Source organism: Thiobacillus denitrificans (genome assembly GCF_001530125.1).
GTDB lineage: Bacteria > Pseudomonadota > Gammaproteobacteria > Burkholderiales > Thiobacillaceae > Thiobacillus > Thiobacillus denitrificans_C.
In genome coordinates this window covers 209,866-228,571 of the sequence record NZ_LDUG01000025.1, presented here as the reverse complement: position 1 = coordinate 228,571, position 18,706 = coordinate 209,866, and the positions used below count along the sequence as shown (strand labels likewise).

Genomic DNA, 18,706 nt, shown 5'->3' with positions numbered 1-18,706 from the left:
GGTTGCGCTCGACCGCCGTACCGCCGGCGTGTATGTCGGCGACCAGGAAATCGAATTGCGTGCGATGAGCCGCCTGGGCGAAGCCTTCCCGGAAAATACCGGCAAAATCTCCGTCACCAGCTACAACCGCCAGGTGCTGCTCACCGGCCAGGTGCCGGACGAACCCACCCGCGCGCGCGCCACCGACGTCGTCAAGGGTGTCCCCGATGTGCGCACGGTGTTCAACGAACTCAGCATTTCCGGCGTCACCTCGTTCACCGCCCGGGCCAACGACACCACCATCACCGGCAACGTCAAAACCCGCCTGCTGCGCAACGAACAGGTTCCCGGCACCAAGATCAAGGTGGTGACCGAATCCGGCGTGGTCTACCTGATGGGGCTGGTGACCAAGGCCGAGGCCGACATTGCCACCGGGATCGCGCGCACCTCCTCGGGCGTGACCAAGGTCGTCACCCTGTTCGAAACCATCGACTGATGCCGCGGGCCGCCTGCGAATGTACCTGCTCATGATTGGTCGCCCATGATCTACCGCGACCTGCGCGATTTCATTGCACAACTCGAAAAAATGGGCGAGCTGAAACGCATCGCCGTCGAAGTCGATCCCAAACTGGAAATGACCGAAATCGCCGATCGCGTGCTGCGCGCAGGCGGCCCGGCGCTGCTGTTCGAAAACCCCAAGGGCGGCACCATGCCGGTGCTGGCGAACCTGTTCGGCACAGTCAGGCGCGTGGCACTGGGAATGGGCGAAGACGACCCGTCGCGGCTGCGCGAAGTCGGCAAGCTCCTGGCCTACCTGAAGGAACCCGAGCCGCCGAAAGGACTGCGCGACGCCTGGGACAAGTGGCCGGTGCTGAAACAGGTGCTGAACATGGCGCCGAAGGAAGTGAAGCACGCGCCGTGTCAGGAAATCGTGTGGGAGGGCTCTGACGTCGATTTGAGCCGCCTGCCGATCCAGCACTGCTGGCCGGGCGACGTCGCGCCGCTGATCACCTGGGGGCTGACCGTCACCCGCGGCCCGCACAAGACACGCCAGAACCTCGGCATCTACCGCCAGCAGGTGCTCGCGCCGAACAAGCTCATCATGCGCTGGCTGGCGCATCGCGGCGGCGCGCTGGATTTTCGCGAGCACACGCTGGCGCATCCGGGCGAACCGTTTCCGGTGGCGGTGGCGCTCGGCGCCGACCCGGCGACCATCCTCGGCGCAGTCACCCCGGTGCCGGATTCGCTGTCGGAATACCAGTTCGCCGGCCTGTTGCGCGGCGCCAAGACCGAAGTGGTGAAATGCCTCGGCAGCGAGCTGCAGGTGCCGGCCTCGGCCGAGATCGTGCTGGAAGGCGTGATCCATCCCGGGGAAACCGCGCTGGAAGGCCCCTATGGCGACCACACCGGCTATTACAACGAGCAGGAAACCTTCCCGGTGTTCACCGTCCTTCGCATCACCATGCGGCGCGACCCGATCTACCACAGCACCTACACCGGCAAGCCGCCGGACGAGCCGGCGATTCTCGGCGTGGCACTGAACGAGGTGTTCGTGCCGCTGCTGCAGAAGCAGTTTCCCGAGATCACCGATTTCTATCTGCCGCCCGAGGGCTGCTCCTACCGCATGGCGGTGGTGAGCATGAAGAAGGCCTACCCCGGCCACGCCAAGCGCGTGATGTTCGGGGTGTGGAGTTTTCTGCGCCAGTTCATGTACACCAAGTTCATTCTGGTGACCGACGACGACGTCGACGTGCGCGACTGGAAGGAAGTCATCTGGGCGCTCACCACGCGCGTCGATCCGGCGCGCGACACGCTCTTGGTGGAAAACACGCCGATCGACTATCTCGACTTCGCCAGCCCGGTATCGGGCCTGGGCAGCAAGATGGGCATCGACGCCACCAACAAGTGGCCGGGTGAAACCAGCCGCGAGTGGGGCACGCCGATCGTGATGGATACCGCAGTGAAGGCGCGCGTCGACGCGCTGTGGAAAGACCTGGGTCTTTAGGCATGGCGACCCGGGACATTTTCCTCGGCCGCCAGCCGATCCTCGACCGCGACCAGCGCCTCGTCGCCTACGAGCTGCTGTTTCGTACAGCCGACACGTCCTGCGTGACCGTCACCGACGACATGCACGCGACCGCCAGTGTGATCCAGCACGCGTTCAGCGAGATGGGCGTGCAGACCGTGCTGGGCACGCAACTGGGCTTCATCAACGTCAGCGCCGACATGCTGCTGTCCGACATGGTGGAATTGCTGCCCAAGGCACAGGTTGTGCTGGAACTGCTCGAGACCATCATCGTCACCGACGCCGTGGTCGAGCGTTGCCGCGCGCTCAAGCAGCAGGGCTTCACGCTGGCGCTGGACGACTTTCTATTCACCGACAGCCACCGGCCGCTGCTGGCGCTGGTCGATATCGTCAAAATCGACTTGCTGCAGCACAGCCAGGATGAACTGCGTGCGGCGGTCAGCCAGCTGAAACCATGGCCGGTCAAGCTGCTGGCCGAAAAGGTCGACAGCGCCGAGCAGGCCGCCTATTGCCATGCGCTCGGCTTCGATCTGTTCCAGGGCTATTTCTTCGCGCGTCCCGCGGTGCTTTCCGCCAAACGCACGGACCCCAGCCAGATGGCGCTCATCCAGATGCTCGGGATGGTGATGCGCGACGCCGAAACCGCGCAGATCGAACAGGTGTTCAAGCAGCATCCCAACCTGACCTACAACCTGATCCGGCTGGTGAACTCGGTGGCGATCGGCGCCCAGCGCAGTATTGCCTCGGTTTCGCAGGCACTCATGGTGCTGGGCCGCAAACAGTTGCAGCGCTGGCTGCAACTGTTGCTGTTCACCCTGCAAACCGGCTCGGCCTATCCCAGCCCGCTGCTGGCGCTGGCCGCCACGCGTGGCAAGATGATGGAACTGCTGGCGATGAAACAACAGCGCAACGCGGATTATTGCGATGAGGCCTTTATGGCCGGAATCCTGTCACTGATCGAGACCCTCATCGCCAAGCCGCTGGCCGACATCGTCGGCGAACTCAACCTGAACGAGCGCCTGGCTGCCGCCCTGTTGCGCCGCGAAGGCGAATTGGGCACCTTGCTCCAACTGGTCGAAAGCGTCGAGCATCCCAATCTGGGCCACACGCTTTCATTGCTGGCGCAATCCGGAACGCTTTCGCTGTCGGACCTCACGGCGGCCGAAATCGAGGCCATGTCCTGGGCCAATCAGGTTGCCGAAGCGACGGCCTGAACCCTTCCCGAATCCGGCAGACGAATGACCAACATGACCGAAAAACCCCGGGGCAGGCGCACCAGCCTCTACAGTCCCGCACAGCTCGATGTCATCGTCAGCGACATGGCCCGCCAGGCAGCGGGCCTGCTGACGGGGCGCACGCAGGTTGCGATTGTCGGCATCCTGCGGCGCGGCGCGCCCCTGGCCGACCGGCTACACGCCCGGCTGCAGGAAACTTGGGGGCTGACGGACTGCGTGCGACTGGATCTGCACAGATCAAGCGCTATGCCGACGATCTCACGCTGCTCTATCCCGAAACCCGGCTGACAGAAAACCCGACCCACGCCTGCCTCGATCTCGCGGGCTCCGTGCTGGTGGTGGACGACGTGATGTATCGCGGGCATTCCATGCTGCGCGCGGTGGAATATCTGGCATGCAGGCAGCCGGCCGAAATTCGCACCGTGGTGCTGGTGGACCGCGGCGCGGCTAAATTGCCGGTGCGCACCGACATCATCGGCGTCCGTCTGGACGTCGCGCCCTCGGATGTCATCGAGTGCAATGTGCCGCCTTACGGGGACAGCTTCAGGATCGACCTGCTGCAGCCCGAATAGCGGCTCCCGGCCGCTCCCCAACGCTGGCTGTGGGCGCAGAGAATCCGTGTCATCTTGTACTATCAAGTGCGTTGAACGTGTGCCATCCCCAAACCTTCAAGGAAAGATCATGAATAAATCGATGTTGACAGGCGTGATAGCAGGGGCCATTGCCGTAACCGCGATTGGCGGCGTGGCGGGCTACAAGGCGCTCAATCCTGAGCCTGAATTTGCCGAAGTGCTGGCCGCCAAGCCGGTGACCGAAACCACGAAAACACCCAAAGAGATATGCGACGACGTGGCCGTCAACGAACAGGCGCCGGTCAAGGATCCCAACCGCATCGCCGGCACTGCGATCGGCGCGGTGGCCGGCGGCCTGCTCGGCAGCCAGGTGGGGGGCGGCAGCGGGCGCACCCTGGCCACCGTCGCCGGTGCGGCGGGCGGCGGCTACGCCGGCAACCGGGTACAGAAGAACATGCAGGAAAAGAACACCGTCAGCCGCACCGAGAGGCGCTGCAAAACCGTCTACGAATCGCACACCCAAACCATCGGCTACGACGTACGCTACCGCCTGGGCGAGGAAGAAGGCCAGGTGCGCATGGACCATCAGCCCGGCGCGCGCATCGCGGTGAAGAACGGACAGCTGCAGCTGGACGCGCCTGCTGCGCCCTAAGCGCGTCAGACCTCGCAGTCATCCCGTTTGGGGAGGCCATGCAGATAGCGTCGCCTCCCAGTCGGCTGGCGGCGTGGTCTGGCCCAGCCGCACGATGCGCCCCACTTCGTTTTCGTACCAGCCGTAATCCTGCTTGTTGGGCTCGGCTTCATAGCCCCACCATGTTCCATCCTCGTCCTGCGCCAGCCACCTCACCCAGCCGGGCAGCTTATCGAACGTCATCGTCGTCCCCGCACTGGCGGCAACCAAGGATGCTGAAGTAGCGCAGATACAGCCACAGTGCGCCCGGCAGCAACGCCAGCCGGATCCATTCCGATAGCGTGTCCGGCCATTGTCGGGCCTGCCAGGCCGCCACCGCCACCGGCAGCGCCTGGAACAGCGCCAGCAGCACCAGAAACAGGCCCATCACGCGACAGCCGGGATTCATCGCGACGCCCCTTCATCTGCCGGCATCGCGCCGGCCTGCCCTATAGGATTCTTTTCAATACCCTCTTGCGAGGTACTCCGATCCACTACGGGCTCTTGTGCCTTTAAGGGTAGAAGTCCGTGTGGAGTCGTATGCCCTAAAGGACTCCGATCCACTACGGGCTGAAGCCCGTGTGGAGTCGTATGCACCCACTCCAGCAGGGCGCGCTGCGCCGCCTCGCTGCGGCGCGCGTTGGCGTGATTGACCAGCATGACGAAGCTGACGCGCTGGCCATTCACGGTGTACACATAGCCGGCCAACGCGCTGACGTCGCGCAGGGTGCCGGTTTTCAGGTGCGCATTGCCACTGAGCGGGCTGCCGTTGAAACGCCGCTTCAGGGTGCCGTCACTGGCGACGATGGGCAGTGCCGACTGGAACTCGGCGAACAGCGGGCTGTTGTAGGCGGCGCGCAGCAACTGGTTCAGCGCATCCGCACTGATGCGCTCGATGCGCGACAGGCCGGCGCCGTTTTCCAGCACCAGCTTGCGGGTGGACACCCCGCGCTGCGTCAGCACGACGCGCACCGCACGCGCGCCTTTTTCCAGCGTCGCCGGTGCCCCCTCTTTTTCCGCGCCCAGCGTCAGGAACAGGTTGCGCGTCATTAAGTTGTTGGAATATTTATTGAGGCGGATAAGGGCTTCGGTCAGCGGCACCGAGGAAAATTTCAGCAGCGGCTCGGATTGCGGCGCCCGGCCCGCCACCGTCGCGCCGGTCAGCGTGCCGCCCGACTCCGCCCACAGTCCGCGAAAAACGAAATCGAAGGTTGCGGCCGGCTCGAACAGGCTGAGCGACCACGCCTGCTCGCCGCAGCCGCGCGCGTAGCGCCCGCTCACCACCAGTTCAAGGCGTTCGGGGTCGGGCAGGGCCGGCGTGAGCGCATCCTTCCAGCCATTGCATTCCGCACCGTCGGTCAGCACCAGGCGCGAGGTCAGCGTCAGCCCCGGCAGCGCGATGTCCGGCACGATCAGCACCTGCTCACCGTCCGGCTTCAGGCGCAGTGTCATCGCGCTGAAGTTGGCCACCAGCGCGCCCGGCGCGGCGTTGTACAGGGCAAACGGCTCGCCGTCGAAGGCACCGGGATCGATCGCCAATAGCTCGAAATGGCTGAGGTCGAGCACCAGATTGCCGCGGATGTGGCGCACCCCGCGCGCGCGCAATTCGCGCTGTAGCAGCCACATCCGCTCCAGCGTCAAGGTGGGGTCGCCATGGCCCTTGATGACGAGGTCGCCGTGCAGCACGCCGTCCTCGACCGTGCCATTCGCCCAGACATCGGTCGTCCACACGTAGCCGGGCCCGAGCTGGTTGAGCGCCGCAAAGCTGGTGACCAGCTTCATCACCGAGGCCGGGTTCAGCGCCGCCTCGGCGTTGTGGCTAAGCACAGGTGCCGCTGCATCCAGCGGCTGCACCACCACCGCCACATGATCGAGCGGAATCCCGGCCTGCTTCAAAGCATCGGTGAAGACGGCGGGCAGCCCGGCAGCATGGGCAGACACGACAAGGCCTGCGAGCAGCAGGCCAGCGAGAAGGCGGGAGGCGATTCGGGCAGACGGCATCATGCCATTATGCCGAATTCCGGTGCGGGGTTTGTCGGCAGCCGTCAGAGAGACTGCCTGATGGCGAGCACGGCCTGATTGCGCAGCGATTTGAGCAGCGAAAGTTCTTTCTCGGGGATCGTGATGTCGCCGGGCTGCGGGCGGGCGGCGTAGATCAAACCGATCGGCTTGCCTCTGACGATGATCGGGAATAGCACGAAAGTGCGCGCCGATACGTGCTGCCGGTACCATGCCGGAATCCGCGTCGCGATTTTCGGATCGTCGATGTCGGTGATGAAGATGTCGGCATTGTTCTGCAGCGCGACGAGGAACACATCGGGCTGCGCCGCCAGGGGAAAATCAAAGGCCTTGATCAGGCTCTGCACGCCGTCGCCAAAACCGAACTTGCCGCACATCGTGTTATGGCGGCCATCCTTGATGCACAGCACCACATGCGCGAAGCCCATGCCGGTGTACATGGCTTCCAGGATCATGCGCAAAATATCGTTGACGGACATGTTGTCGTCGATCAGCGAGTTGCTGACGTCCTGCAGGCCCGCAGTCAGGACGGACTGGACCGCCTCGGTGGTGCGCTGCGGCTGGCCGCCGGCTTCGCCGGGTGCGGCATCGAGAATGGCCGCGTGTTCGTGCAGCGCGGTCGCTTCCAGCAAGCTCGGGGCATCGGGTTCCGCCCCCGCCAATGCGTCCGCTGCAGGCGGCGTGGCCGCGGGCGCCGCGCCCGGTGCTGCGGCCATGCCTGCCCATTTCGATGCCTCCTGCGCAAAGGCGCTTTGCCTCAGGTTCACATTCACCGCCATGGCGAACGGCGCGATGTCCCGCATCGACTGTTCCATCAGGCCGGAAATCTGCTCCACCGTCACGGGCACGCTGTCGCCGTAACGCGCTGTGAGCGCGGCCAGTGCCTTGCCGCGATCCGCATCCGACGTACCGAGCACAATGTCGCACAATTCGTTGGAAAATCCCGCCAGCGCGCACAGCCGTTCAGCGTTGCTCGCGCATTTCCTGACCTTCCCGGCCGGGAGTTGCTTCATGCTCAACACCAGCTGATCCGGAAATCCCCAGTTGCGGGCGATGCCCATCCCCAGATTCTCGTACGACAGCCCCAGCACCTGGATCGATGCCCTGGCATCGTTCAGCCCCTCGGTCTCAACAAGCTGATTGATCGCTTCGGTTTCAGCGGGGAAATAAAACAGGGTCAGCATGCGTCCCAGCTTGTGCAGCATGGCGCCGATGAACGCCTCCTCCACATCCCTCAGCTGCGCCTTGCCCGCCATTTCGCGCGCCAGCATCCCGGCGTACAGCACCTTGACGAACTCCTCCTTCAGCTGCTGCGCGTGCGCCTTGTTTTCCAGGTTGTCGAACAGGATCAGGCTCAGCGCGATCGACCGTACCGCGTCGAAACCGAGAATCACCACCGCGCGCGAAATGGTGCTGATCGAGCCGCCGCCGACCTGGTTGTAGAACGCGACGTTGGCCAGCTTCAACAGCTTGTTGGTCAGCGCAAAGTCCTTGAGGATGTTGTTGGAGAGTTCGTTGACCCCCTCGCGGTCGGAGGAAGCGATGCGGTTGATGTCGCCGATGGCCTCGGACAAGGCGGGGAAATCGCTCTCGGTCCGCATGCGCCGCAGCAGGACATCCAGCGCACCCTCCCTGGCCTCGGCGGCCGGATCGAGCGGTGCGTGTTCGTTCAAAACCTGCCCGCGCCCAGCCGGCTTTTCGCTTCGATTCTTCAAGTCAGACAGGCTGCTCGCCCAGATCCCGCACGTACCAGTCCATCCCCTCCGCCAGGCCCTCGCCGATGCGGTGGGTGGGTTCGTACCCCAGGCGGGTGCGGGCCTTGGAAATGTCGGCCAGCGAATGGCGCACGTCGCCGGCGCGGAAGTCGCGGTAGACCGGCTTGAAGTCGGCCAGGTGGGGATACTTCGGCACTAGCAATGAACGGATGGCCTCGAACAGCTGGTTGAGCGTGGTGCGGTCGCCGACGGCGACGTTGTAGACCTGGTTGGCGGCCTCTGGATGCTGGCTGGTGGCGGCGAGCAGGTTGGCCTGGATGACGTTGTCGATGTAGCAGAAGTCGCGGCTGGTTTCGCCGTCGCCGTTGATGTACACCGGCTCGTTGTGGATCATGCTGGCGACCCACTTCGGCACCACGGCAGCGTAGGCGCCGTTGGGGTCCTGGCGGCGGCCGAAGATGTTGAAGTAGCGCAGGCCGATCGACTCCATGCCGTAGCAGCGGCCAAACACGTCGGCATACAGCTCGTTCACCAGCTTGGTCACCGCGTAGGGCGACAGCGGCTTGCCGATGACGTCCTCGACCTTGGGCAGGCCCGGGTGGTCGCCGTAGGTGGAACTCGACGCGGCGTAAACGAAGCGCCTGACCTTGGCATCGCGTGCGGCCACCAGCATGTTGAGGAAGCCGGTGTTGTTGGCGGCATGGGTCGACAGCGGGTCTTCCAGCGAGCGCGGCACCGAGCCGAGCGCGGCCTGATGCAACACGTAATCGATGTCCTTGCAGACAGCGTGGCAGGTGATGAGGTCGCGGATGTCGCCACGCTTGAAGCTGAAGTTTTCCCAGCGCTCGGGGCCGACGCTGGCCAGCACCTGCGCCAGGTTTTTTTCGTGGCCGGTGGCGAAATTGTCGAGGCCGACGACGCGCTGGTCGAGCAGCAGCAGGGCTTCGACCAGGTTGCAGCCAATGAAGCCGGCAGCGCCGGTGATGAGCCAGGTCTTGGGCTCGGCACGAAGCTGCGTTTTCAGCGCGTCGAACGCGGTCATCACAGCCTCCAGAGCGTGAAGCCCGCCGCATTCACCGCGGCCGGGTCGTAGGCCGATTTGACGTCGGTGAAGGCGCCGCCTTTTTTCAGTTTGGCGGTAAGTTCAGCAAAGGATTTATCGAGATACGCCGTGTGCGAAACGGCGGCGACGATGGCGTCGCACTCGGGCAAGTCGTCCCACGCGGTGAGGCTGATGCCGTATTCGTGCTCGGCTTCCCTCGATTCACCGAGCGGATCGTTCACATGCACGTCGCAGCCGAAGGACTGCAGTTCGCGGATGACGTCGACCACCTTGGAGTTGCGCAGATCCGGGCAGTTTTCCTTGAAGGTGAGGCCGAGCACGTTGACCTTGGCACCCTTCACCTGCACGCCGTTGGCGATCATGTTCTTCACCGTTTCCTGCGCCACATAAGCGCCCATGCCGTCGTTGATGCGACGGCCGGCGAGGATCACCTGCGGGTGATAGCCCAGCATGTCGGCCTTGTGGGTGAGGTAGTAGGGATCGACGCCGATGCAGTGGCCGCCGACCAGACCGGGGCGAAAGGGCAGGAAGTTCCACTTGGTGCCGGCCGCCTTCAGCACTTCCAGCGTATCGATGCCGAGGCGGTGGAAGATCAGCGAGAGCTCGTTCATCAGCGCGATGTTGAGGTCGCGCTGGGTGTTCTCGATCACCTTGGCGGCCTCGGCCACCTTGATCGAGCTGGCGCGGTGCACGCCGGCGGTGATCACGCTGCCATACAGTTCAGCCACCTTGTCCAGGGTGGCGGCGTCATCGCCCGACACCACTTTCACGATCTTGGTGATGGTGCGTTCCTTGTCGCCGGGGTTGACGCGCTCGGGCGAGTAGCCGACGTGGAAGTCCTGCAGCCACTTCATGCCGGACTGCTTTTCCAGGATCGGGATGCAGACCTCTTCGGTGGCGCCGGGGTAGACTGTGGATTCATACACCACGGTCGCGCCCTTCTTCATGTATTGGCCTACAGTGGTGGAAGAGCCCACCAGCGGCGAAAAATCCGGGATATGCGCCGCATCGACCGGGGTCGGCACGGCGATGATGATGAAGTCGGCCTTCGCCAGATCGGCGGGATCGCTGGTGACCGTCAGCTGCGTCGCGGCCTCGAGGTCATCCGCCGAAACCTCGCCGGTGGGGTCGCAGAATCGACGGTAAGCCTCGATTTTTTCAAGCGAAAGGTCATACCCGATGGTGGTCATTTTCTTGCCGAATTCCACCGCCAACGGCAGGCCCACGTAGCCCAGCCCGACAACCGCAACAACGCTCATACCTGGATTCCCCTATGAATAGAAAGTCTTTACTGTCGCCCGGATTGTATCGAATTTGCGTGACGCTTCCCGATCCTGTCTGGCGACTGGCCGCTTCATGGCTCAGCAAGCTGCGTACCCGTTGGACGCTGATCCTGCTCGTGGCGGCCCTGCCCGCCCACGCCGACGTCGCCGATACGCTGCAATCCGTGAAGCCGGGCGTGGTCGGCGTCGGCATCTTCAACCCTATCGGCAGCCCGCGCGCCAACCTGCAGGGCACCGGCTTTGCGGTGCTGGACGGCACCTACATCGTGTCGTGCGCGCATATTTTCACCAAGCCGCTCGACAGCGAAAAAAACGAAACCCACGCCGTGTTCCTCGGGCGCGACCGCCAGATGACGGTGCGCCCCGCCAAGCTGATCGCCACCGACAAAGCACGCGACCTGGCGCTGCTGAAGATCGAGGGGGACCCGCTTCCCGCACTGAAGCTGGGCGACTCGAGCCGGGTGCGCGAGGGCTGGCAGCTGTATTTCACCGGCTATCCGATCGGCTCGGTGCTGGGGCTCAATCCGTCCACCCATCGCGCCGGGCTGGCCGCCATCATTCCCATCTTCACGCCGCTCCCCAGCGCCTCGCAACTGACCGTGCGCACGCTGAAACAGGCAAAAGACGCGTATGAGGTGTTCGAGCTTGACGCCGTCGCCTACCCCGGCAACAGTGGCAGCCCGGTGTGGCAGCCGGATACCGGCGAGGTGCTGGGGGTGGTCAATTCGGTGTACGTGAAGGGCGCCAAGGAAGCTGCGCTCTCGGCGCCGAGCGGGATCAGCTACGCCATCCCGGTGAAGTACGTGCACCGGCTGCTGGAGCAGGCGCTGCCGGAGGCAAAATAAACGGGCATCTGGAATCAATTGTTGAAACCAAGATTCTTTCTCATTGGGAATTGGCAACGAAGACCGGGGGCACGCGCAGAAACAGTTGCAAACGCCAATGGCGGCAACCGGCCAGGAAGAGACGATGGAGGCATGGCCGTCGAAAGCCTGTTCAGTGGCAGACAGCAGCCATCTGCAAATGGATGCCATCTGGTTTTAATCGTGAAACATTTCAAGTTGCCGCAAATTTAGAGAGTAGGCCGCTTTGCTTTTAGGCCCCACTACATTGCGGAATACACTGGTCCGCTGCCACCTTCCGGTGGTTTCCACACAATGTTCTGCAGGGCATCCTTAATATCGCAGGTTTTGCAATGAATGCAGTTTTGTGCATTGATTTGCAGATGGCGCTTTTCATCTGTGACAACTAGTTCGTAAACCCCAGCAGGGCAGTAACGTTGTTCCGGCGCGTCGAATTTTTCTATGCTGATGGAAACGGATTCTGTTTTATCAAGCAGGTGCAAGTGGCAGGGCTGATCGCGATCATGTGTGATATTGCTGAGCGCGACGGAGCCAAGCTTGTCGAAGCTGATTTTTCCATCCGGATTTGGGTAGTCTATTTTCGGCATTTCCGATGCAGGACGTGTGCACTCATGGTCAGCCTGCTGATGACGCAATGTCCAGGGCAATCGCACCCCGGCAGCGGCCAGCCACATTTCAACCCCGCCAAACAGCGTGCCGATGACAGTTCCGAAACGGGATAGCATCGGCTTGACGTTACGCACGGCATGCAAGTCACGCCAGACTTTTGAGTTGCGCAGTGCGGTCGGGTATTCACTGAGACAATCATGGCCGCGATTCGCTGCCAGAGCGGACATCACGGCTTCGGCTGCCAGCATCCCGGATTTCATCGCATTATGAATGCCCTTGATGCGCGGCACATTGACCATCCCGGCACTACATCCGATCAACGCTCCGCCAGGAAATACCAGTTCAGGCCAGGATTGCAAACCGCCTTCGGTGATGGCGCGTGCGCCATATGACAAACGCTTGCCGCCTTCAAGCAGCGGACGAATGGCCGGATGTGTTTTGAATCGCTGAAACTCGTCGAAGGGTGACAGGTGTGGGTTGGCGTAATCGAGGTGAACCACAAAGCCGATCGAGACCAGGCCATCGCCATAATGGTAAATAAACGAGCCGCCCCCCGTGTCCGAGGCAAGCGGCCAGCCAAGACTGTGTTGCACCAGCCCGGGGCGATGCTTCTCCGCCGCAACCCGCCAGACCTCCTTGATCCCGAGGCCGTACTTTTGTGGCGACGAATTTTTGCGAAGTTGAAACCGCTGTTCCAGGTCGCGGGTAAGCGAGCCGCGTGCACCTTCGGCGATGAGCGTATAACGGGCGTGAATTTCAATACCCGGCGCAAATTGCGGGCCTTCCTCGCCGTTTGCGGTACGCCCCATGTCGCCGGTTATGACACCTGCAACCTCGCCCTGTTCGCCATACAGGATTTCCTGCGCGGCGTAACCCGCATAGATTTCCACTCCTGCTGCTTCTGCCTGACTCCCCAGCCATTGGCAAAACTCGCCCAGGCTGGTGATGTAAGCCCCATGATTGGCCATCAATGGCGGCAATAAAGCAACCGGTATGCGCCAGGCACCCCGTTCACCCAGCACAAGAAATTCGTCTTTGCTTACTGGCGTAGTCAGCGGTGCTCCCAGCACACTCCAGTCAGGAATCAACTCATTCAATGAAGCGGGATCAATCACCGCACCGGAAAGAATATGCGCCCCAACCTGTGCGCCTTTTTCCAACACGCAAACACTGATCTCCTGTCCGGTTTTCTGCGCACACTGTTTCAAGCGCAGCGCCGCCGCAAGCCCGGCTGGACCAGCACCGACAATCAACACGTCATACGACATGACATCCCGCGACATATCAGGAGCACCGTTACATTAACAATTCATGACATTATAATATGTCCTCTGGAAGTGCCGTATGGTGGCTTAAATGAAGTTATTGGTGGCAGTAAAAAGGGTTGTAGATCACAACATCAAAGTACATATCAAGCCTGATGGCTCCAATGTGGAATTGGCCGGAGCCCGTATGAGCATCAATCCTTTTGATGAAAATGCCATGGAAGCAGCCATGCGGCTAAAAGAAAGCGGTGTGGCAACCGAGGTTGTTGCAGTAACAGTAGGCACAACAGCCGCACAGGATGTATTGCGACATGCTCTGGCCATGGGTGCGGATCGAGCCATTCTGCTGGAGAGTGGTGATGTATTACAGCCTTTGGGTGTGGCCAAATTGCTCAAGATATTGGTTGAACGCGAACAACCCGGCCTGGTACTTCTCGGCAAGCAATCAATCGATGACGATACTGGCCAGACAGGCCAGATGTTGGCTGCGCTACTGGACTACGGGCAAGGCACATTTATTTCCACACTGAACATAGAAAATGGCGAAGCCGTAGTCACCCGCGAAGTAGAAGGCGGCACCGAAACGATTGCGGTGGCATTGCCTGCTGTATTGACTGCCGACCTGCGGCTCAATGAACCGCGTTATGTGAAACTTCCCAATCTGATGATGGCCAAGAAAAAACCGATACAGACCATCAGTGCAGCAGAATTCGGAATTGATGTATCGCCAAGACTGGCCTTGGTCAAAGTTGCAGACCCCCCTGTTCGCAAAGCATGTGCCATGGTCAACAACGTGCAGGAGCTGGTTGAAAAATTACGCTCTGAAGCGAGGGTGTTGCCATGAATGTATTGATTCTGGCCGAACATGAAAATCAGAAGCTGAAGCCCTCTGTTGCCCAACTAGTCAGCGCAGCGCAATGCTGGAAACAGACTGTGCATGTGTTACTGGTTGGCAACGACCTCGCTGCTGCAGCCCAGAGCGCTGCAGCCATCACCGGCGTTGCTTGCGTGATGTGTGTTGAGGCTCTGCATCTGCAACACCCGCTCGCCGAAGACGTCGCCAATATTATTGCAGGTATGGGCCGCGAATATTCTGTGATTCTGGCTGCGCATAGCGCCTTTGGCAGGAATATATTACCGCGTGCTGCGGCACTTCTGGATGTGGCAATGGTTAGCAATGTTGTTGAAATACAGGCACCTGCAACCTATGTGCGACCAATCTACGTCGGCAATGTCTTTGCGACCGTGCGCAGCAATGACCCGATTCAGGTGGTCACGCTGCGCGCCAGCCGGTTTGATATGGCCTCTACAGGCAATAACGCTGAAATCGTCAACCTCGCACCACCACCTGCCTCAGGTAAAACACGCTGGCTGAGTGAAATGCGTAACCAGTCTGATCGACCTGAGCTGGGTTCAGCGAGCGTTGTGGTTTCAGGTGGACGTTCGTTGGGTAGTGCAGAAAACTTTGAATCTGTGCTGGCACCACTGGCGGACAAACTCCATAGCGCACTGGGGGCCACCCGTTCCGCAGTGGATGCCGGATTTGCGCCCAACGATATCCAGATAGGACAAACGGGCACTGTGGTTGCACCCGAGCTTTATATCGCGGTTGGCATATCCGGCGCCGTGCAACACACAGCGGGCATGCAAGACAGCAAGATCGTCGTTGCCATCAATCACGATCCCGACGCCACTATTTTCCAGATGGCGGATTATGGTCTGGTAGCAGACCTGTTCGAAGCCGTTCCTGCCCTGACTGCGGCCCTCCCCTGAACATAAAAGTCTGCCATGTCTCCTGAAAAACCCTCAAGCAATACCACAAGCGCACGCGTCTTGAGCGTGCATCACTGGAACGACACATTATTCAGTTTCACAACCACACGCGACCCCGGCTTACGCTTTGAAAATGGCCAGTTTGTCATGATCGGCTTACTGATTGACGGGAAACCGCTGATGCGCGCATACAGCATTGCCAGCCCCAATTACGCAGAACACTTGGAATTTTTCAGCATTAAAGTACAAAACGGCCCGCTGACCTCGCGCTTGCAACACCTGAAGGTGGGTGACGAGGTGCTGATTTCCCGCAAGCCAACAGGCACACTGGTTGTGCGGGATTTGTTGCCTGGGCGTAACCTCTACCTGCTTTCGAGCGGCACAGGAATGGCGCCATTCATAAGCCTTATTCAGGATCCGGAAGTTTACGAACTTTTTGAAAAGGTAGTACTGGTCCATGGCGTTCGCCAAGTTAGCGAACTAGCCTATGCCGATTTCATCACCAAAGAACTTCCACAAAACGAATTTTTTGGTGAACAGGTACGCGAGAAATTGATTTATTACCCCACCGTCACGCGTGAGCCCTTCCGTAATCAGGGCCGCCTGACCGATCTGATTGGTAACGGAAAATTATTCACTGATATTGACTTGCCGCCATTAGATCCCGAGAAGGATCGGGCCATGGTTTGCGGTAGCCCCCAAATGCTGAAAGACACCATGCTTATACTCGATCATTTTGGTTTAAAAATATCGCCGCGCAGTGGTGAACCTGGTGCCTACGTAATTGAACGCGCTTTCGTTGAAAAGTAGGAAACCTAAAATAAAAGCAAATCAAAGAAGCTAGTAAAAAGCTTGGGCCAGATGGTGTCCGTTTACAGACGGCCGCTGTCCGCCGCTGAATATGTCTCGACTGTCTCTTCTGGGTCGAAAGCACTCGTTAACGCCTGCTTTCGACATCGCATGCTTTGAATCAGCAGGAATCCTGGGGCCGTTTCCACATGGTATTCCGGACATCCAAGCAAACCTGGCCTACATGCCTTCGGTCAGGCTGACCCCGAAACCGAGCGATTGCTGGCTGTGGTCGTAGTCGACCAGCGATTCGCCGTAGCCGTTGAAATACTGCACATAGCCCTTCAGCCGTCCGTACAGCGGAAAGCTCCAGTTGAGTTTCACCGCGCCGCGGTTGTCAGTGGACTTGAAGTTGTTGCGCAGCAGCAGCGAGTAGGCGTTGCGGCCCTTGCGATAGACCGCCAGCAGGTCGCCGTGCCCCAGGTAATCCTCGATGTCGGGATTGTCGTCTTCATCGCGTTCCGGGATCCGGTACCAGGGCCGGATCAGCAGCGACAGATTGTCGCGCTCTAACCCGAACTGGGCGTAAACGCGGTTCCAGCTGCGCGACAGCCCTTCGCTGCGGCCATTCGACTGATGCACCATCCCCAGGTTGATGAAACGGCCGCGGAAACCGGCGATTTCGTAATCCGTGCGAAACACCAGCATCGCTTCCGGTTCATAGTTGGTCTCGCGAAACGGCGAGGAAATGGTGTCGTTGTAGGCCTGCCAGAAAGAAGTAATCGTGTAGCCGAACCACAGGTCGAGGTTGTCGTGGCCGAACACGCCTTCCATTCCCTTGATCTTGAAGCTCAGCTGCAATTCGGCCTCGACCGGGTCGAGTCCCAGGTCGGGCTGGGCAAACGTATCCTGAAATGGGGTGTTGTTGGGCGAATTGCTGTATTTGATCGGCAGGAAATAATTGGGGCGGTGGGGCCTGAACAGGAAGGCGCCCTGCTTGGCTTCGTCATCGAGCTCCCAGTGGCGCGACAGCGCCGACAGCAGTTCGGGCTCGGGTTCGACTGGGATCTGCTGCGCCGCCACGGGGGGCAGCCCAGGCAGCACATCGGCCCTGGCGTCGGCCGTCGGGACGGATGCCGCCTCGGGCTCCGGCTGCGAACGCCCGGACACGCGGTCGTAGCACGCCAGGCGATCGACATCTGCCGGGATCGAACTGCAGCCCTCCCAGTCGGCAATCGAGGCAGCCTGCCCATGATTCAGCAGACCGGCGCCCAACAGGGCCAACAGGATGCGTCCGGGCGAATAGTGTTTGTTAGCCATTTTTGCCTTCTAGTCCAGAATGACGCTGTGGCCCGGCGCCGGGGCCATCGCGTCCCAGCCGAACTGCGTCCGCAGGTCTTCAGCAAAGCCGGTCGCCACCGTCTCCTCGCCGTGCACCACGAACACCTGGCGCGGCTTGCTGCGGAAGTGGCCCAGCCAGGCGAGCAGCGCGCTGCGGTCGGCATGCGCCGACAGGCCGCCCAGGGTATAGAGGTCGGCGCGCACCGGGATGTCCTCGCCGAGCAGGCGCACGCGCTTGGCGCCGTCGACCAGACGGCGGCCGAAGGTGCCGGCGGCCTGAAAACCGGTGATGAGGATGGTCGATTCGCGGCGTGCCAGATTGGCGCGCAGGTGGAACTTGATGCGCCCGGCCTCGCACATGCCGCTGGCCGATATGATGACGGCTCCGCCGGTGATGCGGTCAAGCGCCTTTGATTCTTCTACGTCCTCAACAAAATTGAGCTTGCGAAAATGCGCCGCGCCGCCGTGCTTGCCCATCAACGCGTGGGTTTCAGCGTCCAGCAGTTCCATGTGCTTGTAGGTGATTTCGGTAGCGGCGGTCGCCATCGGCGAATCGACGAATACCGTGAGTTTGGGGATGCGCCCCTGCCGGGTCAGGTCGGCCAGCAGATAGAGCATGTCCTGGGTGCGGCCCACGGCGAAGGCGGGAATGATGACGTTGCCGCCCTTCCTCTCGATGGTGTCGTTGATCGCCTCCACTAGTTCGTCCTGCGTCGCTTCCATGCTCTTGTGGTCACGGTTGCCGTAGGTCGATTCGACCACCAGATAGTCGGCATCCTGGATGTGCGTGGGGTCGCGCAGCAGCGGCCGCGCGGGCTGGCCGAGGTCGCCGGAAAACACGATCTTGCGGCGGCGCTCGCCTTCGCCCACCCACACCTCGACGATCGCCGAGCCGAGAATGTGGCCGGCGTCGCGGAAGGTGCAGCGCACCCGCAGATGTGGCGCGATTTCCAGGTCGTAGTCGACCGGATTCAGCTGCTTCAACGAGGCCTGCGCCTGCGCCACGGTATACAGCGGCGCCGTGTCGCGCGGTGGCGCAGCCTCGAATGGCGCTGCGTTATCACGCAGCACTCTGCGCGCCTTGTCGCGCCGGTCCATGTCCTTGCGGAAGCGGTTGAGGTTGGCGTATTCGGCTTCCTTTTCCTGGATGTGCGCGGAGTCCGGCAGCATCACCGCCAGCAAATCGCAGGTGGCGCGGGTGGTGTGGATCGCGCCCCTGAACCCCATCGCCACCAGTCGTGGCAGCAGGCCGGAGTGGTCGATGTGGGCATGGGTGAGAATGACGAAATCGATCGTGCGCGGATCGAAGGCGAAGGCGCGCTGGTTCTTGGCGCGCGTCTCGCGGCCGCCCTGGAACATGCCGCAGTCAACCAGAAAGCGCACGCCGTCGGCTTCCACCAGATAGCTGGAGCCGGTTACTTCGCGCGCCGCGCCGAGAAAGGTCAGTTTCATCTTGAATTCCTCACCACAGAGGCACAGAGGCACAGAGAAAAGCCAGGCCCGG

General features: G+C 61.3%; 18 protein-coding genes. 9 read left to right on the top strand and 9 right to left on the bottom strand.

Going from position 1 to position 18,706, the window contains the following annotated elements; translation table 11 throughout:
- The 5 genes from ABW22_RS10740 to ABW22_RS10720 all read left to right on the top strand — a co-directional run.
- The coding region (locus ABW22_RS10740) for a BON domain-containing protein (protein ID WP_059756118.1) at positions 1 to 475 on the top strand (475 nt) is incomplete at its 5' end.
- Between the two features lie 45 nt (positions 476 to 520).
- The gene (gene ubiD / locus ABW22_RS10735; RefSeq protein ID WP_059756116.1) at positions 521 to 1,984 is read left to right on the top strand and encodes a 4-hydroxy-3-polyprenylbenzoate decarboxylase; all 1,464 of its coding nucleotides are present in this window, start codon (positions 521 to 523) and stop codon (positions 1,982 to 1,984) included.
- A 2-nt stretch (positions 1,985 to 1,986) separates the two neighbouring features.
- Positions 1,987 to 3,219, top strand: a complete 1,233-nt coding sequence (locus tag ABW22_RS10730; RefSeq protein ID WP_059756113.1) for an EAL and HDOD domain-containing protein — start codon at positions 1,987 to 1,989, stop codon at positions 3,217 to 3,219.
- Between the two features lie 218 nt (positions 3,220 to 3,437).
- Positions 3,438 to 3,812 (top strand): phosphoribosyltransferase family protein, encoded by a 375-nt coding sequence (locus ABW22_RS10725; protein ID WP_237763309.1) that lies wholly within the window; start codon positions 3,438 to 3,440, stop codon positions 3,810 to 3,812.
- A 109-nt stretch (positions 3,813 to 3,921) separates the two neighbouring features.
- Positions 3,922 to 4,464 (top strand): glycine zipper 2TM domain-containing protein, encoded by a 543-nt coding sequence (locus ABW22_RS10720; RefSeq protein WP_059756110.1) that lies wholly within the window; start codon positions 3,922 to 3,924, stop codon positions 4,462 to 4,464.
- 18 nt (positions 4,465 to 4,482) lie between these two features.
- Here the strand turns inward: ABW22_RS10720 and ABW22_RS10715 are convergent, their stop codons facing one another.
- The 6 genes from ABW22_RS10715 to ABW22_RS10690 all read right to left on the bottom strand — a co-directional run bounded on the left by ABW22_RS10715 (position 4,483) and on the right by ABW22_RS10690 (position 10,538).
- The gene (locus tag ABW22_RS10715; protein ID WP_059756108.1) at positions 4,483 to 4,686 is read right to left on the bottom strand and encodes a hypothetical protein; all 204 of its coding nucleotides are present in this window, start codon (positions 4,684 to 4,686) and stop codon (positions 4,483 to 4,485) included.
- The gene (locus ABW22_RS10710) at positions 4,673 to 4,891 is read right to left on the bottom strand and encodes a hypothetical protein (RefSeq protein WP_157648600.1); all 219 of its coding nucleotides are present in this window, start codon (positions 4,889 to 4,891) and stop codon (positions 4,673 to 4,675) included. The genes ABW22_RS10715 and ABW22_RS10710 overlap by 14 nt, the downstream gene beginning before the upstream one ends.
- Positions 4,888 to 6,423 carry a D-alanyl-D-alanine carboxypeptidase/D-alanyl-D-alanine-endopeptidase gene (dacB, locus tag ABW22_RS10705; RefSeq protein ID WP_237763308.1) on the bottom strand — a complete coding sequence of 512 codons (1,536 nt, stop codon included), beginning with the start codon at positions 6,421 to 6,423 and terminating at the stop codon, positions 4,888 to 4,890. The genes ABW22_RS10710 and dacB overlap by 4 nt, the downstream gene beginning before the upstream one ends.
- A gap of 104 nt (positions 6,424 to 6,527) precedes the next feature.
- Entirely contained in the window at positions 6,528 to 8,216 is a 1,689-nt protein-coding gene (locus tag ABW22_RS10700) for an HDOD domain-containing protein (RefSeq protein WP_237763307.1), read from the bottom strand.
- A gap of 1 nt (position 8,217) precedes the next feature.
- A complete protein-coding gene (locus ABW22_RS10695) occupies positions 8,218 to 9,258 on the bottom strand; it encodes an NAD-dependent epimerase/dehydratase family protein (protein WP_059756098.1) in 1,041 nt (346 codons plus the stop codon).
- The gene (locus ABW22_RS10690) at positions 9,258 to 10,538 is read right to left on the bottom strand and encodes a nucleotide sugar dehydrogenase (protein WP_059756095.1); all 1,281 of its coding nucleotides are present in this window, start codon (positions 10,536 to 10,538) and stop codon (positions 9,258 to 9,260) included. Before ABW22_RS10690 ends, ABW22_RS10695 begins: the two co-directional genes overlap by 1 nt.
- A gap of 14 nt (positions 10,539 to 10,552) precedes the next feature.
- Here ABW22_RS10690 and ABW22_RS10685 point away from each other — a divergent pair, with 14 nt between their 5' ends.
- On the top strand, positions 10,553 to 11,407 hold the full coding sequence (locus ABW22_RS10685; protein WP_082708720.1) for a S1 family peptidase: 855 nt from the start codon (positions 10,553 to 10,555) through the stop codon (positions 11,405 to 11,407).
- 260 nt (positions 11,408 to 11,667) lie between these two features.
- On the opposite strand, the gene ABW22_RS10680 is transcribed toward ABW22_RS10685, so the two are convergent.
- Positions 11,668 to 13,317, bottom strand: coding sequence for an electron transfer flavoprotein-ubiquinone oxidoreductase (locus ABW22_RS10680; RefSeq protein WP_059756092.1), 1,650 nt, complete (start codon positions 13,315 to 13,317; stop codon positions 11,668 to 11,670).
- Positions 13,318 to 13,390: 73 nt separating this feature from the next.
- On the opposite strand from ABW22_RS10680, the gene ABW22_RS10675 reads away from it, so the two are divergent.
- From ABW22_RS10675 to ABW22_RS10665, 3 genes are read left to right on the top strand one after another with little or no spacing between them, the layout of a single operon-like run.
- Positions 13,391 to 14,143, top strand: a complete 753-nt coding sequence (locus tag ABW22_RS10675; RefSeq protein WP_059756089.1) for an electron transfer flavoprotein subunit beta/FixA family protein — start codon at positions 13,391 to 13,393, stop codon at positions 14,141 to 14,143.
- A complete protein-coding gene (locus ABW22_RS10670; protein WP_059756084.1) occupies positions 14,140 to 15,072 on the top strand; it encodes an electron transfer flavoprotein subunit alpha/FixB family protein in 933 nt (310 codons plus the stop codon). Before ABW22_RS10675 ends, ABW22_RS10670 begins: the two co-directional genes overlap by 4 nt.
- Before the next feature lie 15 nt (positions 15,073 to 15,087).
- Complete coding sequence (locus tag ABW22_RS10665) at positions 15,088 to 15,882, top strand: ferredoxin--NADP reductase (protein ID WP_059756080.1); 795 nt, start codon at positions 15,088 to 15,090, stop codon at positions 15,880 to 15,882.
- A 219-nt stretch (positions 15,883 to 16,101) separates the two neighbouring features.
- Here the strand turns inward: ABW22_RS10665 and ABW22_RS10660 are convergent, their stop codons facing one another.
- Complete coding sequence (locus ABW22_RS10660; RefSeq protein WP_059756077.1) at positions 16,102 to 17,181, bottom strand: phospholipase A; 1,080 nt, start codon at positions 17,179 to 17,181, stop codon at positions 16,102 to 16,104.
- Between the two features lie 9 nt (positions 17,182 to 17,190).
- A complete protein-coding gene (locus ABW22_RS10655) occupies positions 17,191 to 18,654 on the bottom strand; it encodes an MBL fold metallo-hydrolase RNA specificity domain-containing protein (protein WP_059756074.1) in 1,464 nt (487 codons plus the stop codon).
- Between the last annotated feature and the right edge of the window lie 52 nt (positions 18,655 to 18,706).

Coding starts and splice junctions, on each gene's coding strand:
- ABW22_RS10660 (WP_059756077.1), bottom strand. CDS start 17,181: ATGGCTAACAAACACTATTCGCCCGGACGCATCCTGTTGGCCCTGTTG.
- ABW22_RS10665 (WP_059756080.1), top strand. CDS start 15,088: ATGTCTCCTGAAAAACCCTCAAGCAATACCACAAGCGCACGCGTCTTG.
- ABW22_RS10680 (WP_059756092.1), bottom strand. CDS start 13,317: ATGTCGCGGGATGTCATGTCGTATGACGTGTTGATTGTCGGTGCTGGT.
- ABW22_RS10710 (WP_157648600.1), bottom strand. CDS start 4,891: ATGAATCCCGGCTGTCGCGTGATGGGCCTGTTTCTGGTGCTGCTGGCG.
- ABW22_RS10695 (WP_059756098.1), bottom strand. CDS start 9,258: ATGACCGCGTTCGACGCGCTGAAAACGCAGCTTCGTGCCGAGCCCAAG.
- ubiD (WP_059756116.1), top strand. CDS start 521: ATGATCTACCGCGACCTGCGCGATTTCATTGCACAACTCGAAAAAATG.
- ABW22_RS10675 (WP_059756089.1), top strand. CDS start 13,391: ATGAAGTTATTGGTGGCAGTAAAAAGGGTTGTAGATCACAACATCAAA.
- ABW22_RS10670 (WP_059756084.1), top strand. CDS start 14,140: ATGAATGTATTGATTCTGGCCGAACATGAAAATCAGAAGCTGAAGCCC.
- ABW22_RS10715 (WP_059756108.1), bottom strand. CDS start 4,686: ATGACGTTCGATAAGCTGCCCGGCTGGGTGAGGTGGCTGGCGCAGGAC.
- ABW22_RS10690 (WP_059756095.1), bottom strand. CDS start 10,538: ATGAGCGTTGTTGCGGTTGTCGGGCTGGGCTACGTGGGCCTGCCGTTG.
- ABW22_RS10720 (WP_059756110.1), top strand. CDS start 3,922: ATGAATAAATCGATGTTGACAGGCGTGATAGCAGGGGCCATTGCCGTA.
- ABW22_RS10655 (WP_059756074.1), bottom strand. CDS start 18,654: ATGAAACTGACCTTTCTCGGCGCGGCGCGCGAAGTAACCGGCTCCAGC.
- ABW22_RS10685 (WP_082708720.1), top strand. CDS start 10,553: ATGAATAGAAAGTCTTTACTGTCGCCCGGATTGTATCGAATTTGCGTG.
- ABW22_RS10730 (WP_059756113.1), top strand. CDS start 1,987: ATGGCGACCCGGGACATTTTCCTCGGCCGCCAGCCGATCCTCGACCGC.